14 protein-coding genes are annotated in these 18185 nt (G+C 47.9%); 8 read left to right on the top strand and 6 right to left on the bottom strand.

Annotation, left to right across the window (positions count from 1 at the left end):
* The first annotated feature begins 132 nt into the window (after positions 1-132).
* The 7 genes from thiC (at position 133) to IUA53_RS00475 (ending at position 7916) form a co-directional block, all read left to right on the top strand.
* Entirely contained in the window at positions 133-2034 is a 1902-nt protein-coding gene (gene thiC, locus IUA53_RS00505) for a phosphomethylpyrimidine synthase ThiC (RefSeq protein WP_196897860.1), read from the top strand.
* The gene (gene thiE / locus IUA53_RS00500) at positions 2031-3587 is read left to right on the top strand and encodes a thiamine phosphate synthase (RefSeq protein ID WP_196897859.1); all 1557 of its coding nucleotides are present in this window, start codon (positions 2031-2033) and stop codon (positions 3585-3587) included. The genes thiC and thiE overlap by 4 nt, the downstream gene beginning before the upstream one ends.
* The gene (locus tag IUA53_RS00495) at positions 3577-4335 is read left to right on the top strand and encodes a HesA/MoeB/ThiF family protein (protein WP_231401222.1); all 759 of its coding nucleotides are present in this window, start codon (positions 3577-3579) and stop codon (positions 4333-4335) included. Before thiE ends, IUA53_RS00495 begins: the two co-directional genes overlap by 11 nt.
* Entirely contained in the window at positions 4332-4541 is a 210-nt protein-coding gene (gene thiS, locus IUA53_RS00490) for a sulfur carrier protein ThiS (protein WP_044055479.1), read from the top strand. Before IUA53_RS00495 ends, thiS begins: the two co-directional genes overlap by 4 nt.
* A 1-nt stretch (position 4542) precedes the next feature.
* Positions 4543-5310, top strand: a complete 768-nt coding sequence (locus IUA53_RS00485) for a thiazole synthase (RefSeq protein ID WP_196897857.1) — start codon at positions 4543-4545, stop codon at positions 5308-5310.
* Positions 5310-6437, top strand: a complete 1128-nt coding sequence (thiH, locus tag IUA53_RS00480; protein ID WP_196897855.1) for a 2-iminoacetate synthase ThiH — start codon at positions 5310-5312, stop codon at positions 6435-6437. The genes IUA53_RS00485 and thiH overlap by 1 nt, the downstream gene beginning before the upstream one ends.
* A 252-nt stretch (positions 6438-6689) precedes the next feature.
* Positions 6690-7916 carry a threonine/serine ThrE exporter family protein gene (locus IUA53_RS00475; protein ID WP_044445888.1) on the top strand — a complete coding sequence of 409 codons (1227 nt, stop codon included), beginning with the start codon at positions 6690-6692 and terminating at the stop codon, positions 7914-7916.
* 39 nt (positions 7917-7955) lie between these two features.
* Here IUA53_RS00475 and IUA53_RS00470 read toward each other — a convergent pair whose 3' ends face one another.
* From IUA53_RS00470 to IUA53_RS00455, 4 genes are all read right to left on the bottom strand, one after another.
* Entirely contained in the window at positions 7956-8918 is a 963-nt protein-coding gene (locus IUA53_RS00470; protein WP_414630850.1) for a DUF697 domain-containing protein, read from the bottom strand.
* Positions 8919-8920: 2 nt separating this feature from the next.
* Complete coding sequence (locus tag IUA53_RS00465; protein WP_044055475.1) at positions 8921-10306, bottom strand: YcjX family protein; 1386 nt, start codon at positions 10304-10306, stop codon at positions 8921-8923.
* A gap of 225 nt (positions 10307-10531) precedes the next feature.
* On the bottom strand, positions 10532-11293 hold the full coding sequence (locus IUA53_RS00460; RefSeq protein ID WP_196897851.1) for an MBL fold metallo-hydrolase: 762 nt from the start codon (positions 11291-11293) through the stop codon (positions 10532-10534).
* A gap of 40 nt (positions 11294-11333) precedes the next feature.
* The gene (locus IUA53_RS00455) at positions 11334-12257 is read right to left on the bottom strand and encodes a LysR family transcriptional regulator (RefSeq protein ID WP_196899378.1); all 924 of its coding nucleotides are present in this window, start codon (positions 12255-12257) and stop codon (positions 11334-11336) included.
* Positions 12258-12430: 173 nt separating this feature from the next.
* Here IUA53_RS00455 and IUA53_RS00450 point away from each other — a divergent pair, with 173 nt between their 5' ends.
* Complete coding sequence (locus IUA53_RS00450; protein WP_196897849.1) at positions 12431-13651, top strand: acyl-CoA dehydrogenase family protein; 1221 nt, start codon at positions 12431-12433, stop codon at positions 13649-13651.
* Positions 13652-13704: 53 nt separating this feature from the next.
* Here the strand turns inward: IUA53_RS00450 and IUA53_RS00445 are convergent, their stop codons facing one another.
* Positions 13705-15033: an IS4 family transposase gene (locus tag IUA53_RS00445; RefSeq protein ID WP_196897847.1), complete on the bottom strand. Its 1329-nt coding sequence runs from the start codon at positions 15031-15033 to the stop codon at positions 13705-13707.
* Positions 15034-15204: 171 nt separating this feature from the next.
* The gene (locus IUA53_RS00440) at positions 15205-17931 is read right to left on the bottom strand and encodes a TonB-dependent receptor plug domain-containing protein (protein WP_231401220.1); all 2727 of its coding nucleotides are present in this window, start codon (positions 17929-17931) and stop codon (positions 15205-15207) included.
* Positions 17932-18185: the final 254 nt, after the last annotated feature.

Genomic DNA, 18185 nt, shown 5'->3' with positions numbered 1-18185 from the left:
ATTTTTGCACTAGCGCTACCGTAAAATGGCGGTTTATCACATAGGTTTCTTCAACACCTTAACGTGATATGCCCTATTCTCCTTCACTCCTGACAAGCATTTTTAAACCTAAAACATTAAGGCCAAAATGCTATGTCGACACGACGCGAACAGCGCCAGCAAGCGCAACAATTTATTAATGAACTCGCCGGAGAGGCGTACCCAAATTCTACCCGCCACTACCAAGTGGGCTCTTCAGATGACATCAAAGTAGCCATGCGACTGATTCATCAGCACGACAGTTTGGTAGGCGGAACAGAAGAAAACCCCTTATTTGAACCCAACCCGCCCATTCCGGTTTACGATACGTCAGGCCCTTATGGCGACCCGCAAAGCGCCATTGATGTTCACAAGGGTTTAGCGCCTCTGCGTAAAAATTGGATCGACAGCCGAGACGACACTGTCGAGCTTAGCGGCGTGACCTCTGCATTCGCTAAAGCGCGGGAACAAGATATTTTCACCGAAGATTTTCGCTTTGTTCGCGCGGCCAAGCCCAAAAAAGCCAAACCGGGTAAAAACGTCACTCAGCTACACTACGCTCGTCAGGGCATAATCACCCCAGAAATGGAATACATTGCTATTCGCGAAAACATGGGCAGGCAGGCCGTTCAAGATGAAGCGTTAACTCAGCAACATGGGGGCGAGAGCTTTGGCGCCAACATTCCAACCACTATAACGCCAGAATTCGTTCGACAAGAAGTGGCAGCAGGGCGAGCGATTATCCCCTGTAATATCAATCACTCTGAACTAGAACCCATGATAATTGGACGCAATTTCTTGGTGAAAATTAATGCCAATATCGGTAATTCGGCGGTGACTTCATCCATTGAAGAAGAAGTGGAAAAGCTGGTTTGGTCTACTCGCTGGGGCGCCGATACCATTATGGATTTATCCACCGGCAGAAATATTCATGAAACTCGGGAATGGTTGTTAAGAAATAGCCCAGTGCCCTTGGGGACAGTGCCCATTTATCAGGCGCTAGAAAAAGTGAACGGCGTGGCGGAAGATCTCACGTGGGAAATGTTTAAAGACACCCTTATTGAGCAAGCCGAGCAAGGCGTAGACTACTTTACCATTCACGCAGGCGTGTTATTAGAATACGTCCCTCTTACCGCAAAGCGGGTGACAGGCATTGTTTCTCGAGGGGGGTCTATTATGGCCAAGTGGTGCTTAAGTCACCATAAACAAAGCTTCTTGTACGAACACTTCAGGGACATCTGCCAAATTTGTGCACAATACGATGTTGCCCTGTCTCTAGGCGATGGCCTACGCCCAGGCAGTGTGGCTGATGCAAACGACGAGGCGCAATTTTCAGAACTACGTACCCTTGGGGCGTTAACCAAAATTGCTTGGGAATACGATGTTCAAGTCATGATTGAAGGCCCAGGTCATGTGCCTATGCACATGATAAAAGCCAATATGGAAGAGCAGCTTGCACATTGTCATGAAGCGCCCTTTTATACCCTAGGCCCATTAACTACAGACATTGCACCAGGCTACGATCACTTCACTTCTGGCATAGGTGCCGCCATGATTGGTTGGTATGGCTGCGCCATGTTGTGCTACGTAACGCCAAAAGAGCATTTGGGGCTTCCTAACAAAGAAGACGTTAAGCAGGGGTTGATTACCTATAAAATTGCCGCCCATGCTGCTGATTTAGCCAAAGGCCACCCAGGCGCGCAAATTCGAGACAACGCCATGTCGAAAGCGCGGTTTGAATTTAGATGGGAAGACCAGTTTAACCTTGCCCTTGACCCACATACTGCCCGCGCCTATCACGACGAAACCCTACCACAGGCTTCTGGGAAAGTGGCTCACTTTTGCTCTATGTGTGGCCCTAAATTTTGCAGCATGAAAATTTCTCAAGAAGTACGCGATGTTGCCAAACAAGCAGAACAAGACAAAGCACAAGGCATGAAAGAGATGGCTGATGCCTTTAATCAAACTGGCGCACAGCTATACCACAGTGCTGACAGTAAAGTGGAGATGCCATGACCCAGCCCGTAATTTGGTGCATTGGCGGTATTGATTCTAGTGGGGGCGCGGGTGTCACCCGCGACGCCCTCACACTGGCAGACTTACACCTGCATGCCTGCGTAATCACCACGCAAATTACCGTGCAATCGAATACCCGCATGTTGGACAGTCACATTGTTAGCCCTTCTGTCATCAACGAACAATGGCTTTTACTTGAAAATGAGCTGCCTCCCCGCGCCATCAAAATAAGCGCCATTGCCAATGACGAGCAAGCGCTAGTGCTGTGCGCGCGCATAGACAGCTTAAATAAGCCTAAACCATTCATTGTATGGGACCCCGTTCTGTGCTCAACATCAGGCGGAAAGCTTACCCAGCTTTCTACCCCCGTGGTACAACTGCTTTTAAAGGTGGTTGATGTTGTCACCCCCAATATCGACGAATTATCAGCATTAACTGGTATGCCCATAAGTGACAACCAAAGCAAGCGAGACGCTATAGCGGCTCTATTAGCGTTAGGTGCAAACGCTGTGCTCGCTAAAGGCGGCCACGCCACATGGCAGAGCGACGCCATAGACACCTTCAAAACCAACACCATAGAATATGAATTTAGCCAGCCACGGGCGCACCAATCCGCCCCTTCCGAGGTGAGTCGGCTGCGTGGAACCGGTTGCATGCAAGCGTCTGCTCTTGCGGCCTTTATTGTGAAAGGCTACGCCATTGACGATGCCCTAACTCTCGCTAATGCTTATGTTATGCAAGTGCGCACAGCCTTACGTGACCATGGCCTTAGTAATGAAGCCACGCTAGACTCAGCAAGGTCAGACGCTTATTTCGCCAAGCCCGTGGGGTTTCCTGCCCAACAATCTGCCTTTCCTCAGGTGTTTTTTGCCCCTAACGACCCCGTAAAATGGCAAGACAACACTGGGTTTGCGCCACTTAGCGAAACAAACTTGGGTATTTACCCGGTAGTAGACCACGTTGACTGGATAGCCAAGCTGTTACCCACGGGCGTGCGTATTATTCAATTGCGTATAAAACTTAGCCCCGAGAAAAAAAACCTCGATCAGCATATGGCGAATATTTCGCAGCAAATTAAGGCTGCCGTCGCCCTTACCAAAGGCACAAAGTGCCAGCTATTCATCAACGATTTTTGGCAACTGGCTATAAAGCATGGAGCGTACGGCGTGCACTTAGGGCAAGAAGATTTAGCCACCGCCGATTTGCAGGCCATTAAAACGGCCGGGTTGCGGTTAGGGGTGTCGACTCACGGCTTTGCCGAACTGCAGCGGGTAAAAATGCTAAAGCCGTCGTACATTGCTTTGGGTCATATTTTCCCCACCGCCACCAAAGATATGCCCTCTCAACCCCAAGGCATAACACGGCTACAACAATACTTGGACTTATATGATGACATTCCTACCGTGGCCATTGGCGGGATTAATTTATCTCGGGTAAACGCCGTGGCGAATACCGGCGTTAACAGCATTGCTGTGGTCACAGCCATTACGCAGGCTGACAACCCTATTGCCAGTTTTCATGCACTGGCTGAGGAGGCGGGCTTTGTTAAGTAGAGAAGACATTGCTCGCTATAGCAGGCAATTGCTTTTGTCTGAAATAAACGAAGAAGGCCAGCAAAATTTGGCTGATGCCCACGTAGTGATAATTGGCCTTGGCGGCTTAGGCTGCTTAGCGGCGCACTATCTCGTCGGGGCTGGAGTCGGCTCACAAGCGGGCAGCATTACCTTAGTGGACGGAGACACAGTAGAAATAAGCAATTTGCAGCGCCAGATTGCCTACAACGAAATGCATTTGGGCGAGTTAAAGGCCAACGCTCTACAGGGCGAACTAAGCAAAGTTAATGCTGCCGTGAACCTAAACGTAAAATGCCTGTTTGCCGACAGTAAAAACCTAGCGGCTATGATGGCGCAGGCCACCTGTGTGCTAGATTGCACCGACAACATCATGACCCGAAAGCAGATTAATGCCGCATGCGTAAAAAACCATGTGCCCCTGTTTATTGCGGCAGCCAGCGGCTGCTCGTGGCAAGCCATTAATATTGCTGGCAAGCCCCAAAACAGCGGTTGCTACGCCTGCTTAGTTGAGCAAATGTCGATACCAGAAACCTGCATGACTAAAGGTATTTTAGGCCCTGTGGTTGGCATGGCCGCGTGCCATCAAGCCACCCAAGTGCTGATGTATTTAGCCAACGCCCAAAACCCCAACATTCAATGGGGAAAATACCTCGTCAGTGACGCCGTTCAGGCCACCATGCAGAGTTTTCACCTTCCTCCATCACCCCAATGCGAGATATGCCAATGACACAAATTACCGTCAACGTTAACCAGCAACCTCAACATTGTGTGTCGCCCATTTCTATTGCTGAACTTTTGGCCCTCAAGCAGCTGGAAAAGAAGGGCACGGCAGTCGCTCGTAACAACAATATTGTGAGTAAATCTCAGTGGTCGGCCACCTATTTAAACCATGGTGACACGCTGGATATTTTCACCCTTGTAGCAGGAGGTTAAGATGCTAACGTTAGCAAATCAGGTATTTTCGTCACGCCTGTTAACCGGTTCGGGCAAATTCAGCCGCCCAGAAGTGATGAAAGAAAGCATTGCGCAAAGCGGCAGCGCTATGGTTACACTGGCCATGAAGCGGCTGACAGAAAGCACTGAACATGACGAGACACTTTCTCAATTACAAACGCTCAATGTCACCTTATTGCCCAATACCTCAGGGGCAAAAAATGCAGACGAAGCAGTATTTGCCGCAGAGCTAGCCTACGAATCATTAGGCAGCCCGTGGGTAAAACTAGAAATTCACCCGGATCAGCGCTACTTACTGCCTGATCCCATTGAAACCTTACTTGCCGCCGAGCGATTGGTGAAAAAAGGCTTCCACGTTCTGCCCTATTGCGGCGCTGACCCCGTGCTGTGTAAACGACTAGAGGAAGTTGGCTGTGCTGCAGTTATGCCGTTGGGCGCGCCCATTGGCAGTAACCAAGGGCTTCAAACAGCGCCATTTTTACGCATTATTGTAGAGCAAGCCAATGTCCCCGTTATTGTAGACGCCGGCATAGGTAAGCCAAGTGAGGCCATGGCAGCCATGGAGATGGGCGTTGACGCCGTTCTGGTGAATACCGCCATTGCCACCGCACATAACCCCCCGGCTATGGCTCGTGCGTTTGCCAGCGCAGTTGAAACAGGGCGCAATGCCTACGAAGCCGGATTGGGAAAAACCTACTCTAACGCCCAAGCTTCAAGCCCCCTAACCGCTTTTTTGGAGCCATCTTAATGGGCGTAGCACAAGCATTATTAAAAGAGGACTTGTCTCATATTGCGCTTCAATTGCACAGCAAAACCGCTCACGATGTAGAGCGCGCAATGGCAAGCCACTCACGAACCCTCGATGACTTCATGGCGCTGGTTTCGCCTGCGGCCGCCCCTTATTTAGAGGAAATGGCGGCCCAGTCTCAACAGTTAACGCGGCATCGCTTTGGGAATACCATGCAGCTTTTTGTGCCCCTGTATTTGTCGAATTTGTGTGCCAACGAATGTAGCTATTGTGGTTTTACCATGAGCAACAAAATTAAGCGCACAACGTTAAGCCTTGCTGAAACACAACAAGAGATTCAAGCCATAAAAGGCATGGGGTTTAGCCAACTGCTATTGGTCACCGGCGAACACGAAACGAAAGTGGGCATGCCCTATTTTGAACAAACGCTGCAGGCCATACGCGCTGAAATAAGCTATTTAATGATGGAAGTGCAACCATTAAAGCAGTCTGATTATCAGCGTCTGAAATGCTTAGGGCTAGATGCTGTCTTGGTTTATCAAGAAACCTACTCACCGCAGCACTATGCACGCTACCATACTCGCGGCAAGAAACAGGACTTTTTATGGCGCTTAGAAGCCACTGATCGTATAGGTCGAGCCGGCATTGATAAAATTGGAATAGGTGCATTATTGGGGTTGGGCGACTGGCGCGTAGACAGTGTAATGACAGCGCTGCATGGCCAACTCTTGCAACAGCATTACTGGCGTAGTCGCGTGTCTATTTCGTTTCCTCGGCTTCGCCAATGCGAAGGCAATAGCCATAATACTCAAGCCAGTCAATCCACCTTACCCAATGAAAAGCAGTTATTGCAGCTTATTTGCGCTCACCGACTATTTAACCCACACGTAGAGTTGTCTCTATCTACCCGTGAGTCGGCAGCATTTAGAGATGGAGCCATGACGCTAGGTGTTACCTCCATGTCGGCTGCCTCGCAAACCCAACCCGGAGGCTATACCCAACCTTCAACCGCACTCAATCAGTTCGACATTGACGATAGCAGGCCCGTAAGTATGGTGGTGTCAGCTATTCAACAACAAGGCCTAGAGCCCGTATGGAAAGACTGGATGCCCTTCACTGCCGGTTAAAAACAGCCCCGTATATTCCTGTCCCTGGACCGCCAAAAGTGCCCGTTATTGACACCCAGGGCAACCTGATTAACGGGCTAATATCGCATTACATTTTCTAATACTAAATTAGAGAAAATTTATTTTGCTTTAAACCTTAAGCAGCCGTACAATCCGCGCAAAATTTAGCCAGCAGAGACGATGAAATAACGCCGACTTTGCTGGCGTTTATCTTATGATATTCACTTCTACAATATCGGTTAAGGAACTGCGTTGGATACCATTGAATTTATCCAAATTCGAAAATTCATTGTTAAGCTTGGCAAAATGCTGCACAAATACGGTACGCCTGCGTTTCGGCTAGAGGCCTACCTCACTGAAATTGCCACTTATCTTGGGGTACATGCCTCCTTCATATCTACGCCAACCTCGTTAACGATTGTTATCTGGAGCGACAAGCACGAAGATGAATACAACCATGCTGCGCGCTTGATGCCTGGTGAACTAGACATGAATGCTTTGTCTCTTACCGACGAGTTGGCCAGCTTGGTACTTAAAGGCGAACTCTCCCTTAGCGAAGCTAATGATAAATTAGATGAAATTGACGCCATGGGCAGCTTATATGGCAAGCTGCCTACCGGTATTGCCTACGGTATGGCAACAGGGGCATTTGCCATGTTGATGGGGGCGAGTTGGTCGGAAATTGGCTGGTCTAGCGCATTTGGCCTACTGGCCTATGTTTGGACGTTATGGTCTCAGCGCTCAAAGCGTATTAATTTAATGCTTGAGCCTATGACCGCGTTTATTGCCGGGCTACTGGCCTGTGCAATTGGAAGCTATGTAGACCCGGGAATTAATATCCCCTTGGTGGTACTGTCTTCAGTGATTGTGTTTGTACCCGGCCTTGCCCTAACGATGGGGTTAGCGGAGTTGTCTTCTCGCAACATGGTATCGGGTACCGCTCGCACGATGGACGCAGTCATGCAGCTGTTTAAACTTTACTTTGGTGCGTTTCTAGGGGTAACTGCAGGGTTTAGTGTGTTTGGCGAAAACATATATACCCCTGCGGAATCTTTACCTTACTGGGCTACGTGGCTATCGGTACTGCTGCTGTGTATTGCACTTGTTGCCATATTTAGAACTCGGGTAAAGCATATTCCTTGGGCGTTAGCGGCAGCATTTATTGCCTACAGCGCCACGGCCTGGAGTGCAGATTATATGAGCCAAGGTTTAGGGGCTTTCGTGGGCGCATTCGCTCTTGGCTTATTTGCTAATGCATTTACGCGCATTGCGAATCAGCCGGCCACTATTGTGGCCATGCACGGGCTTATTGTGTTAGTACCGGGGTCGAAAACCTACATTGGTTTAAATTCTTTTATGACCGGGCAAGACTTTGTACAGGCCGATCACCTAGGGCAGGAAGTGTTTCTGATTTTTATGTCGCTAGTGGCTGGGCTCATTTTTGCCAACGTTATTATGCCCACAAAAAAGGCGCTGTAATTCGCGCCTTTTGCTCTGATGCTGCTCACCGAGCCTCGCTTATTTAAGCAGCTTAATTAACGCTCGCCCTAGCCGTGCGTTTAAGGCGCCCGCAGCGATGGCTTCGGCAGAGTTTTCCATAAACTTAGCCGACAAACTGCCGCCAATTTGATTGGCCACTTCATCGGTAGCTAAATCGAATACCCCCTGAGCTGCAATGTTTTGCGCCAGTACTTTTAGCAGCTTCCAGTTGCCTGCCGTACTCGGGCGTAACCCATAAACGCGTGCCATGCGTCTTATAGTACGAAAGCTTATCCACACCACAGCAAAGGTTTGAATAAGGTTGTTTGGGCTAATAAATGCAAGGCTACCCGCCGTAATCGACTCTTTGTTGAGTACCTTATGGGCCTTTTCTTGTACCGGCGCAAGCACAGTATCTTCGTATAGCCCAAGCAATTCCGCTGCGCTCATGTCGTCTTGCACCGTTTGCTGATAGCGCATAAAACACTGGGCGGCATAAGACCCTCTGGAAAAGCGCTTTCCATGTTCATTCAACACACCATTTACCTGTTTCACGCGCATCTCGCTGCGTTTTAGTGGGTCGCGCTTTTCTTGCAACAAGGTACGTATATTCTGAGCATCATTCATGGCGGTATTCACTTGTTTATACCCCCGCCACTCTCTTAAGCTTAAATAACTAAAACTCACCACAAAGCCCGCCAGTAACACACCTAAAACCCCCGTGCCAATGGGGTGTTCCGCCATATTGGCAGATAACGTGGTGTAGGCATCAAAAACAAAGAAACCCAATACTGAAAGTACGCCGAACACCAATGTTGTTACGCCAAAAGAAATACCTTCTTTTTCCACGTCAACCTGCCATGCATCTTGCTCTACTTGCACGGGCAGTTTTGTTTCAGGTGGCTGAATGTCGAGGGTTTGCGTTGTCACCTTAGAACGGTAGCGTGTAGAGGTGGTTGTGGGCGCCTTTTCATCATCGGCAGATGACGCTGACTTATCCATCATTATTCTCCTTTGCCCAGTAAAAATTGAAGCAAACGATCGACACCTTTGCCTGCCAGTATTCTGGCTTTGTAATCGTTTGGTACTTGTGCAGAAGGAACAGGGAAATGAGCCCCTTCCTCCATGTCTTTTAAGGTAGCAGGAATAGGCTCAAAGCTTGACTCCACGTAGCGACCATTGCTGTCTGTGTAGCGTATTGCTTGCGCGGAACTTCCCTCATCGGTTATTTGCATGGCTGACACCAAAAAGTGTTCAAACTCAATGGGTTTATCCTTAAACTTGGCTCGCGCACCTTCACTAACCTGATGTAGCAAATTAAGTAAATTTTCACGCTGACTGACAGGAATAAGGTCGGCTTTCGTGGCCACAAAGGCCACTTTGCCAATTTGTTCGCTCTTCAACACCTTGCGCGAGAACCAATTGCTTTGTCCGTACACAAAGGTATCGGCCAAATGGCTTAAGGTTTCTTTTAGCTGATATAAATGCTGTCGACTGTGATTTAGGCCTTCAAACAAATCCACCAAAATAATTTGTTTATCTGTTTCTTTAAAAATGGATTGCTTCAAGGGCGTTAGCCAGTTGTTTTGAAAAGCACAAAAGTGCTTGTTAAACGCCTGATACCAAGGGTGCGACACATCGCTGGTAATACTAGACGGCAAGGGCGTAAAACCAAACTCCTGCCAGTTAAAGTCGCTTGAGTCGAGTAAAAAACTGCCCGGCTGCAATAGCGATATCCCCTCGCGCTTGGCGTAAATTAAATAGTTTCTGTAGGCGTGAACCAAAGCGTGAATATTGGCGGCAGTAGGCGGCTGTTCAAAATCGAATTGATTAATCACCTGCCTCCACGTTTCTGCATAGTACTGTTGTGGGCCACTACTTAATTGCGCCCACGTAGAGTCTGACCATTGCGCATAGGTTTTGCTTAACATAGGAATGTCGGTAATCCACTCCCCTGGATAGTCAATAAACTCAAACACCACATCGGTATGAGGCAGCAGGTGTTTTTTAAACGTGGCCGTTTGCTTTAGCCTCACCACCAGCTTAAAACCATATGCTTCTTCAGTGGCTGAAGGCCACTGCCCTTGCGCTAACGCAGCCACATTTTCCTGATGAGGGAACGCTTTATACCCGTCTAATGGCTCCACCCGCATATCCAGCACTTGAGAAGGCGGTAAATAACGTAGCAAAGGCAAGCAGGCATAGCCCTCTTCACTACGGCTTTTTAGCATAGTGATTAAACTGGTGAACAGCATAGACTTACCGCTACGGCTTAACCCCGTAATCGTAAAACGGTGGGTTTCCTTGCTAAAAACGTCTGCCAATTTGTCGCCAGTTAGCGACGCAGCAGCTAAGGTTTTGTCTAACAGGGCAGCGATATTCTTCTGCATAATGGTAAGAGATATCCTTTGTTATTCTTCGATTAGCCTAGGTGGCGATCTCGCACAACGCCTGCAGCGCCACCGTTTTCTACAGTGAAGCAAGATGCAAAACCATTAAAAGGGCTTATACAAGCCGCTAACCGGTTTACCAGTATAGGTATTAATAAATGTGGTTACTTGTACGCTAAAAGCAAGGGCAGTGCCATGAAGGGATAACGAAAGACAACGTAGGGATTAATGTTCTTGGGTAAGCCCGAATAGCTTTTTCTTTATTCGGTTTTTGCTGGAATGCCAATGATTCTTTGGCTTGCGAGGTGCATTCAAAATAACATGCTCAAAGTTAATATCCCGGCGCGGGGTTGGCGGCACGTGAGCACAAAAAAATGTTTCAATATATGACTGCGCCAGCTTTTTCAAACTTTCTCGGTACTGGTTGGGGTGGCATAACGGATACGGCGGTACCAATTCTCCCTTAACCTTCACTAGCACGTCGGCAATATACGCTTGCTTAGTCGGTACATGCACCACCGATAAATCATGATCGGTATGACCTGGGGTATATAGCACCTGCCACTGGTTAAAATACGGCAGCGTGTCTTTGTCATTTAAGATGATATCCGGTGCTAAAACTGGATTATACCAAATAGGCATTTTACGCTTACCAATGCGACCGGCCACCCACCACGTTAATAGCAAGTCGATACCGTGCGCCGTTCGCCCAGCCACACCTTTGTACCAGTTAGCCGCCTTTGGATGGGCAGCCACCTTTGCGCCGGTTTTCTTGCGTAATAGCATAGCCCCACCCGCATGATCAGGGTGCATATGCGTCACCACAATAAGCTTAAGTTGCGTAAGTGGGCGCTGTAGCGTGTGAGTAATGTAATCACATACGGCATTCACATCGGCGCGGCTGCATCCATCTAAAAGCAGTAACCCATCGTCGTGCTCTGCCAAGTAAATGTGTTGAATATAGCCCGATAGCGTATGTAATCTCATAATGCACCCAAATGTTAGCAGAATGTTATACTACCAAAGTTCAGCTGGTTAGACCAGATTCCGCGAACAACTGCAACATGAGCGACTTCAACCACATTAAGCCTGGCTCTCCTTCCTGTTGGCTATGCCAATATAGGTGAGTTTCAAGGGCGGGTAACGAAAAGGGCAATGCCACAGAGGTAAGTTGGTTGCCTGAAACCGCACTGGCAATGGTGCCAGGTAAGGTAAGTATGGCATGGGTGTTGGCCACCACCTCCGCCGCCGCGCGGTAGTTTTGGCATCGCCATATAGACGGCCTATTCACCCCGAGTTGTTGCAATGCCACCTCCTCCACCGATGCCCCTTTTGCACGGTTCGACACCGTAATATGGCGCGCCGCTAAATATTGTTGCGCCGTAAGCGTGCGCACCAATGGATTCGCTTTATTCATTAGCACCCGGTAGTTGTCTTGTCGTAATAGGCAATGAGCAATAGGCGAAGACACCGCGCGACCAATATCAATGGCTAAATGAAGGTGGCGGTTGGCGAGGTCAGCAAATAGAGAGTCTCGTTGTAAGCGAGTACTTACAACCTCAACAAAAGGTGCTTCTCGCTCCAGCGTTTCTAGTAAAAGCGGCAGTACGCTGAGCTCTAACGACTCTTGCATAGCAATCACAAAACGCTGATGACTTTGTTTGGGGTCAAAATGTGAAAACTGCCCCAACGCACCACGTATTTGGCCTAAAGCATGTAAAATATCTGGGGCTAAGCGTTCGCAAGCTGCGGTAGGCAACATGCTTTGTTTTTCCCGTACAAATAGCGGGTCGCCCAACAGTTCACGAAAGCGGCGCATGGCGTGACTCACCGCCGAGGGCGTAATAAACAGCACTTCTGCCGCGCGGGTCATATTGCGCTGCAACCAAAGTGCCTCAAACACTTTCAGTAGGTTTAAGTCTAGTTTTTCAAACTGCCTGCTCTCACTCATAGCTATGCCTTCATCAGCGGTACTCTCAGTAGACGTTACCGAGTCAACCATAACCAGTAAATCATACTATGAATGAAATTCACAATTTCGTGGGACTATATTTCATTTCATTCACTACCTTGTTTTCTCTATGCTCGTGAATATCAACCTTAGCGACAACATGGGGAGTAGCTATGGACTTTTCGCATAACGACAAAACAAAAGCCTTACTAGAAAAGCTAGATAACTTTATTGCTGAGCATATAGCGCCGATTGAAGATGAAGTTTACGATTTTCACCACAAAGAAAATAATCACGGTGATTGGACGCGTTGGAAGCTTCACCCTGGCACAGAAGCCTTAAAAGCGAAGGCCCGTGACGCCGGTTTGGCTAACCTGTTCTTGCCCGACGCCACGCTAGGTCAGGGCCTTACCACCTTAGAATACGCTCCCATGGCAGAACGTATGGGCAAGTACCTATTTGCGCCTGAAATATTTAATTGTAACGCACCTGATACCGGCAATATGGAAGTGCTTTACCATTTTGGCAGTGAGGCGCAAAAGGAAAAATGGCTTAAGCCGTTGCTGGCCGGAGAAATTCGCTCGGTGTTTGGTATGACTGAGCCTGATGTTGCGTCATCTGACGCCACTAACATGGCAGCCACTATTATTGAAGATGGCGACGATGTTGTGATTAACGGTAAGAAATGGTGGTCTACCGGGTTAGGCCATCCCAATGCTGACATCACTATTTTCATGGGTTTATCTAACCCAGAGAACGACAAACACAGCCGCCATAGCATGGTGATTGTGCCGCTAGACACACCAGGAATAACCATTAAGCGAATGCTAGACGCCTATGGTGATTACGACGCACCGTATGGGCACGGCGAAATGCACTTTGACAATGTGCGCGTAAGCAAAGACAACCTAGTGATGGGGTTAGGCAAAGGCTTTGCCATTGCACAAGGCCGACTTGGCCCCGGCCGCATTCACCACTGTATGCGTGCAATTGGCATGGCAGAGAAAGCCCTTGAACTTGCCCTACGGCGAGGCCACGAACGGGTAGCCTTTGGTAAGCCCATTATTCGACTAGGCGGAAATTTAGAACGGGTTGCCGACGCGCGCATGGCGATTGAACAAGCGCGGTTATTAACCCTTCATGCCGCATGGAAGATAGATAACCTAGGCGTTAAACATGCCATGACAGAAATATCTGCCATTAAAGTAGTGGTGCCGAATATGCTGCAAAACGTGGTAGACATGGCGTTACAAATTCACGGTGGCGCGGGTATGTGCAGCGACTTCCCACTGGCGCGTTTTGCCGCCGGCGCAAGAGCACTGAGGTTGGCCGATGGCCCTGACGAAGTGCACAAGGGCATGGTGTCGCGATTAGAGCTTAAAAAGTACCAGTAAACCTGACTTAACGTAGAAACAACAAGGCCGCTAATTAGCGTAATGCCAGTCAGTTAAGCTGACTGGCATTTTTTCTTTTTGAGAGGATATTTCTTGGGTTTTGGCTTAACCCATCTTGGATAACACCTGTCCTCGCGCCTCGGCGGAAGTAAGCAGTATCCCATCTGAGTAAGTAAAGCATTGTATATTTTTGGTATGTTCCCCGGGCTACTCAGAGATACAGTAACGAAGAAGTGCGTAATGGCCATAGCGCAACTTGTAAAGCTGAGTTGATTCGGTAATACACCGCCTAGTTTATTCGCCGCCGCAGTCATACCTTGTCTGATTAAGTTGTAACATAATAGAACGCCCCATAACTCTTGCCTTATCATGTCTGGGCGTTTACTTCTCAGCGTATACTCATTGTTCAGTAGTGACTGCTTCATCTCGCGATAACCCAGTTCAATCTCCCAGCGATATCGATACAACTCTACCATCTCGTCGCTAGGAAAACGCAATGGGTCCACCATTGATGACAACATCCTATACGTTTTTCCTTTAATAGTTTTGGTTACTAATCTAGCTTCTATAAATTCAGGTAAATCTTCGAACTTCTTTCTTGCCTGAGGCGTGCACGCTAGGCGTATATGCTTGTCTTGCTTACTAAAGCTGCTTATCACTTCGTATCGAAGGTCTTTTCTAGCAGGTATCATCCAATGCCTTTGCTCACCAGCTTGGTGCCAACGGTTTAGTAAGCCAAGCGAGTAGTACCCTTTATCGAATAGTGTTAAAGAATGGTCAGGGGTTGTTTCTACTAGCTCCTCTGCCAACTTCATTTCATTGGTACGATAGCCTGCAAAAGCGCTATTTATAAGCTGATGGCTAGTAATCTCCATATGACAGACCATACGGATTTGGGGGTAAATATTTTCACTATGCTGATTACTTTGCGTTTCAAACACCTTATGATTTTCTGGTGTATCGGCGGTTCGCCAAACGACACCATCCACAGCAAGTAAATTGAGTCCCGCCCAACGCTCAAACCGCGTAGACTCATAGCTATTTTTTGCCATCAAACGAAACACTTCTCGCACTGCATCTTCTCCTAATCGTTGCCTAGCTTGAACCATTGCGCTTGGTGCAACTAAAGCCTTTTTATCTGGCAGCATGATGTCCATCTGCGTCGCGATATTCCAGACAGATTCTTGCCGATACAGTGCCATGCCAACAATTGACCAGAGTACTGTTTCTAAAGGCAGCCTTCGTTTACGAATAGTAGCGACACCTGCTTGTTCGAAGCCTTGCTTAATAAGCTCTGGAGAAAGAAGCTCCGCATATTTTTCAAAGGTGTGAAAATTGTCTGAAGACTTAAAAACATTCGCTAATTCGCTTTCAAAACGCATAAAAAATCCGATATCAGAACCTGATATCGGATTTTGAACCGTTAAAAAGATCGGTCAACCGATCGTTAAATTATTTCTTAACTGATCGGCATTACGCTAATTAGCGGCCTTGTTATTGATTGCATTTGCATTGTACACAACGGCCTTGTTATCAAGGCCGCTGATTATAGCTTAGTAAGTGTAACGTGCCTGCACGTACCACATACCCCCGTTAAAACCAAACGGACTAGACTCAGAGTAAAGCTGGCCTAAGCTACCTGCATCAGGGTTTTCTTCAGGGTATTCGTCGAACAGGTTGTTGACACCCACCACAAGATCGAGGTTTTCAGTGTAGGAATACACGGCTTCAACGTCGATAAGAATAGCGGGGTCGATGTCTGCAACACCATTACCTGTGTCGTCCCAACCGCCATAGTAGTTGGCTCGTACCAGAGTACGCAGCTGACCTTGAGTGTGGGTCCATGAGATATTACCTCGCAAGTTTGGCAGTAAATCTTCAATGGCAGACACACGATCGTCGTCAATAGGGTTCAGCGTACCAACATCATCAACTTCTGTTTCGTTGTAGTTAGCTGCCAAGGTTAAACGAGAGTTACCTTCCCATAAGTCGAAGCTGTAGTTACCCACTATATCAACACCACGGGTAGTGGTATCAAAGCTGTTCGAGAAGAATCTAAATTGAGACAAGTCGTCTAAACCAATATAGTTTGAACGGTCGATAATGCCAGAGGCGTCTAGCTCTGTTAACGCTTCAGACACAGTAGCGTAATCTGTACCGCCTCCAGCGAAGTTAAGCGCATCAAGGAAGTCTACGTTTGCACCTAATGCCACACGGTTTTCTAGCTCAATATTATAGAAGTCTACTGTCCAGCTCATGTCAGCAACATCTACAGAGAAACCAAACGAGAAGTTAACCGCTTCTTCTGGCCCCAAGTCTGGGCGGCCATTGCCTTGGCTTTCAATGAAGTCAGCTGCAAGTTGACCCGCCGCTGATGACAAAGGCAGTGTACCTTGGTCAATCAACACGCCGTTTACGTTTTGTGTGGTAACGTTGGTAATGTTAGCTTGCCCTGCCGTTGGTGCGTGGAACCCCGTTGAATAGGCACCACGAAGACGGAAGTCGTCGCTGACATGATAGATACCCGCAATTTTAAAATCTGTGGTGTCGCCAAACTCACTAAAATCTTCACGGCGCACCGCGGCTTGTAGCGTAAGTTCGTCTGTTACATCGGCTTCTAAATCTACATAGAACGCCGTGCTATCTTGAGACGCACTGGTTGAACTAGGGAAACCACCAAAGCCGTTGGAGCTTGACGAGAAACCTTGGCTAGCCAGCGGGCCTAGTGCATAAGACGCTTCATCACCGGCGAACAGGTCGAACTCTTCTTTACGATATTCAGCACCAAATGCCACGTTAAGATCTGACACTAAGCCTACATCTACACCGTACACAAAGTTAAGGTTAACTAGCGTTTCGGTTTGCTCTTGGCCGCCGGGCACAAAGTCGCGCGGTGTATCAGGGCCTAAAGACGCATTAATAGTGTTCTTAATAAAGAAATCGGTGCGGTTTGAGCCACGCTGTGCACTTACGTCGTAGCCAAGGCCAGTACCAATATCTAAATCGCCACGAACACCTACGGTAAACGCCATGTCTTCGTTATCACCACCAAAACGTGGTACAAAACCTTCAGGAATGGTTTCAATAAACGAGAAACAGTTATCGTCGGCGGCCACTTGTGCGAGCAATGTTGGGTCTGGGGTAACGTTGCCTTCACCACCGATAGGGATACCATCAATACAACTGCCACCTACGCCAACGCCATCTAGGTCACCCACCAATATTGAGTGCACGCCATCTTCATCTTCTAAGCCAGTAAGTGGGTCCACCGTTGGGCCCCTATAAACATTGCCACGCTGGCTGCCTTCGGTAACTGGGTTACGGTAAAAGAAACCGCCCGTTACTGTGCGCTTGCCGTAGTTACCGAATAAATACAGCTCGGCTTTATCACTTAGCTCGTAACCTGAGTTAATGAAAACTTTGTAATCATCTTCAACGTCTGGCTGGCCCCAGTATTGTGGTACTTCATTGGTATAGGTATTAATGGTAGAAAAATCAGACTGCGTGATATAACCCGCGTCCACCATGCCCGCCACATCATCGCGAACCACCGAGCGCACAGTACCTTCAACATCACGAATTTCACCGGTGACGTTGACAAAGCCTTTGTCGCCTAACGAGAAACCTGCATTGGCAGAAATGGTATAGTTGTCGCCATCGCCTTCATAGGTAGACCCGTAATTCGCACGGAACTCAAAACCTTCGTCGTTATCACGTAGTAAAAAGTTTAGTACGCCGGCAATGGCATCTGAACCGTACTGTGACGATGCACCGTCACGCAATACTTCTACTTGCTTAAGCGCCAATGAAGGAATAGCTGAAATATCTACACCTTGCGCACCGTCTGAAATACCGCCGCCCAAGAATGAAATGATAGAGCCACGGTGACGACGTTTTCCGTTAACCAAAACCAGTACGTTATCTGGTGATAACCCACGCATGTTAGCAGGGCGTACAATGGTAGCGGCATCACTGATTGGCTGGGTGTTTACATCGAAAGACGGCACGTTGGTACGTAACATGTCTTGTACGTCTGACGACGAGTTCGAACGGAACTCTTCACCAGTAATAACATCAACAGGTACCGGTGAATCGGCCGCAGAGCGGTTGCTCATACGCGTACCGGTAACAATAATATTTTCAACGTTCTCCGCCCTTTCTTCCGCTTCTTGCGCGAATGTAGGTGCCGACATTGCCGCTAAAAATGGCAGCGAACTCGCCATAATTGCAGAGGTTATTCGATTAAGTTTTCTGCCCTTAGAGGCATGTGTAGTTTTCAATGTGTTTCTCCTTCAAGAACCTGGCTTCAAGTGGTTTTTATTGTTGTAGATTTGTAATGGGTGTGGGGTGAGTAGATTTACCTTCAAAACAAGATAAATAATCTACTCATCTGCGTTTATTGGAATAATATTTCTCATAAATCGAGTAAGAGAAATTTTTATCACCATTAAAGCAAACATTAAATCCTACTTTAGAATAATATGGTTTATTATGAGAGGCACTGAGATGAACAGGAAAGAACACAAAAAAGGGA

The organism is Alteromonas sp. B31-7 (assembly GCF_015767655.1).
GTDB classification, from domain to species: Bacteria; Pseudomonadota; Gammaproteobacteria; order Enterobacterales; family Alteromonadaceae; genus Alteromonas; species Alteromonas australica.
Note: the sequence above shows the minus strand (reverse complement) of the source record. Positions and strands in the feature narration are given on the sequence as shown.

Coding starts and splice junctions, on each gene's coding strand:
- thiC (WP_196897860.1), top strand. CDS start 133: ATGTCGACACGACGCGAACAGCGCCAGCAAGCGCAACAATTTATTAAT.
- thiE (WP_196897859.1), top strand. CDS start 2,031: ATGACCCAGCCCGTAATTTGGTGCATTGGCGGTATTGATTCTAGTGGG.
- thiS (WP_044055479.1), top strand. CDS start 4,332: ATGACACAAATTACCGTCAACGTTAACCAGCAACCTCAACATTGTGTG.
- IUA53_RS00485 (WP_196897857.1), top strand. CDS start 4,543: ATGCTAACGTTAGCAAATCAGGTATTTTCGTCACGCCTGTTAACCGGT.
- thiH (WP_196897855.1), top strand. CDS start 5,310: ATGGGCGTAGCACAAGCATTATTAAAAGAGGACTTGTCTCATATTGCG.
- IUA53_RS00470 (WP_414630850.1), bottom strand. CDS start 8,918: ATGGATAAGTCAGCGTCATCTGCCGATGATGAAAAGGCGCCCACAACC.
- IUA53_RS00465 (WP_044055475.1), bottom strand. CDS start 10,306: ATGCAGAAGAATATCGCTGCCCTGTTAGACAAAACCTTAGCTGCTGCG.
- IUA53_RS00460 (WP_196897851.1), bottom strand. CDS start 11,293: ATGAGATTACATACGCTATCGGGCTATATTCAACACATTTACTTGGCA.
- IUA53_RS00455 (WP_196899378.1), bottom strand. CDS start 12,257: ATGAGTGAGAGCAGGCAGTTTGAAAAACTAGACTTAAACCTACTGAAA.
- IUA53_RS00450 (WP_196897849.1), top strand. CDS start 12,431: ATGGACTTTTCGCATAACGACAAAACAAAAGCCTTACTAGAAAAGCTA.
- IUA53_RS00445 (WP_196897847.1), bottom strand. CDS start 15,033: ATGCGTTTTGAAAGCGAATTAGCGAATGTTTTTAAGTCTTCAGACAAT.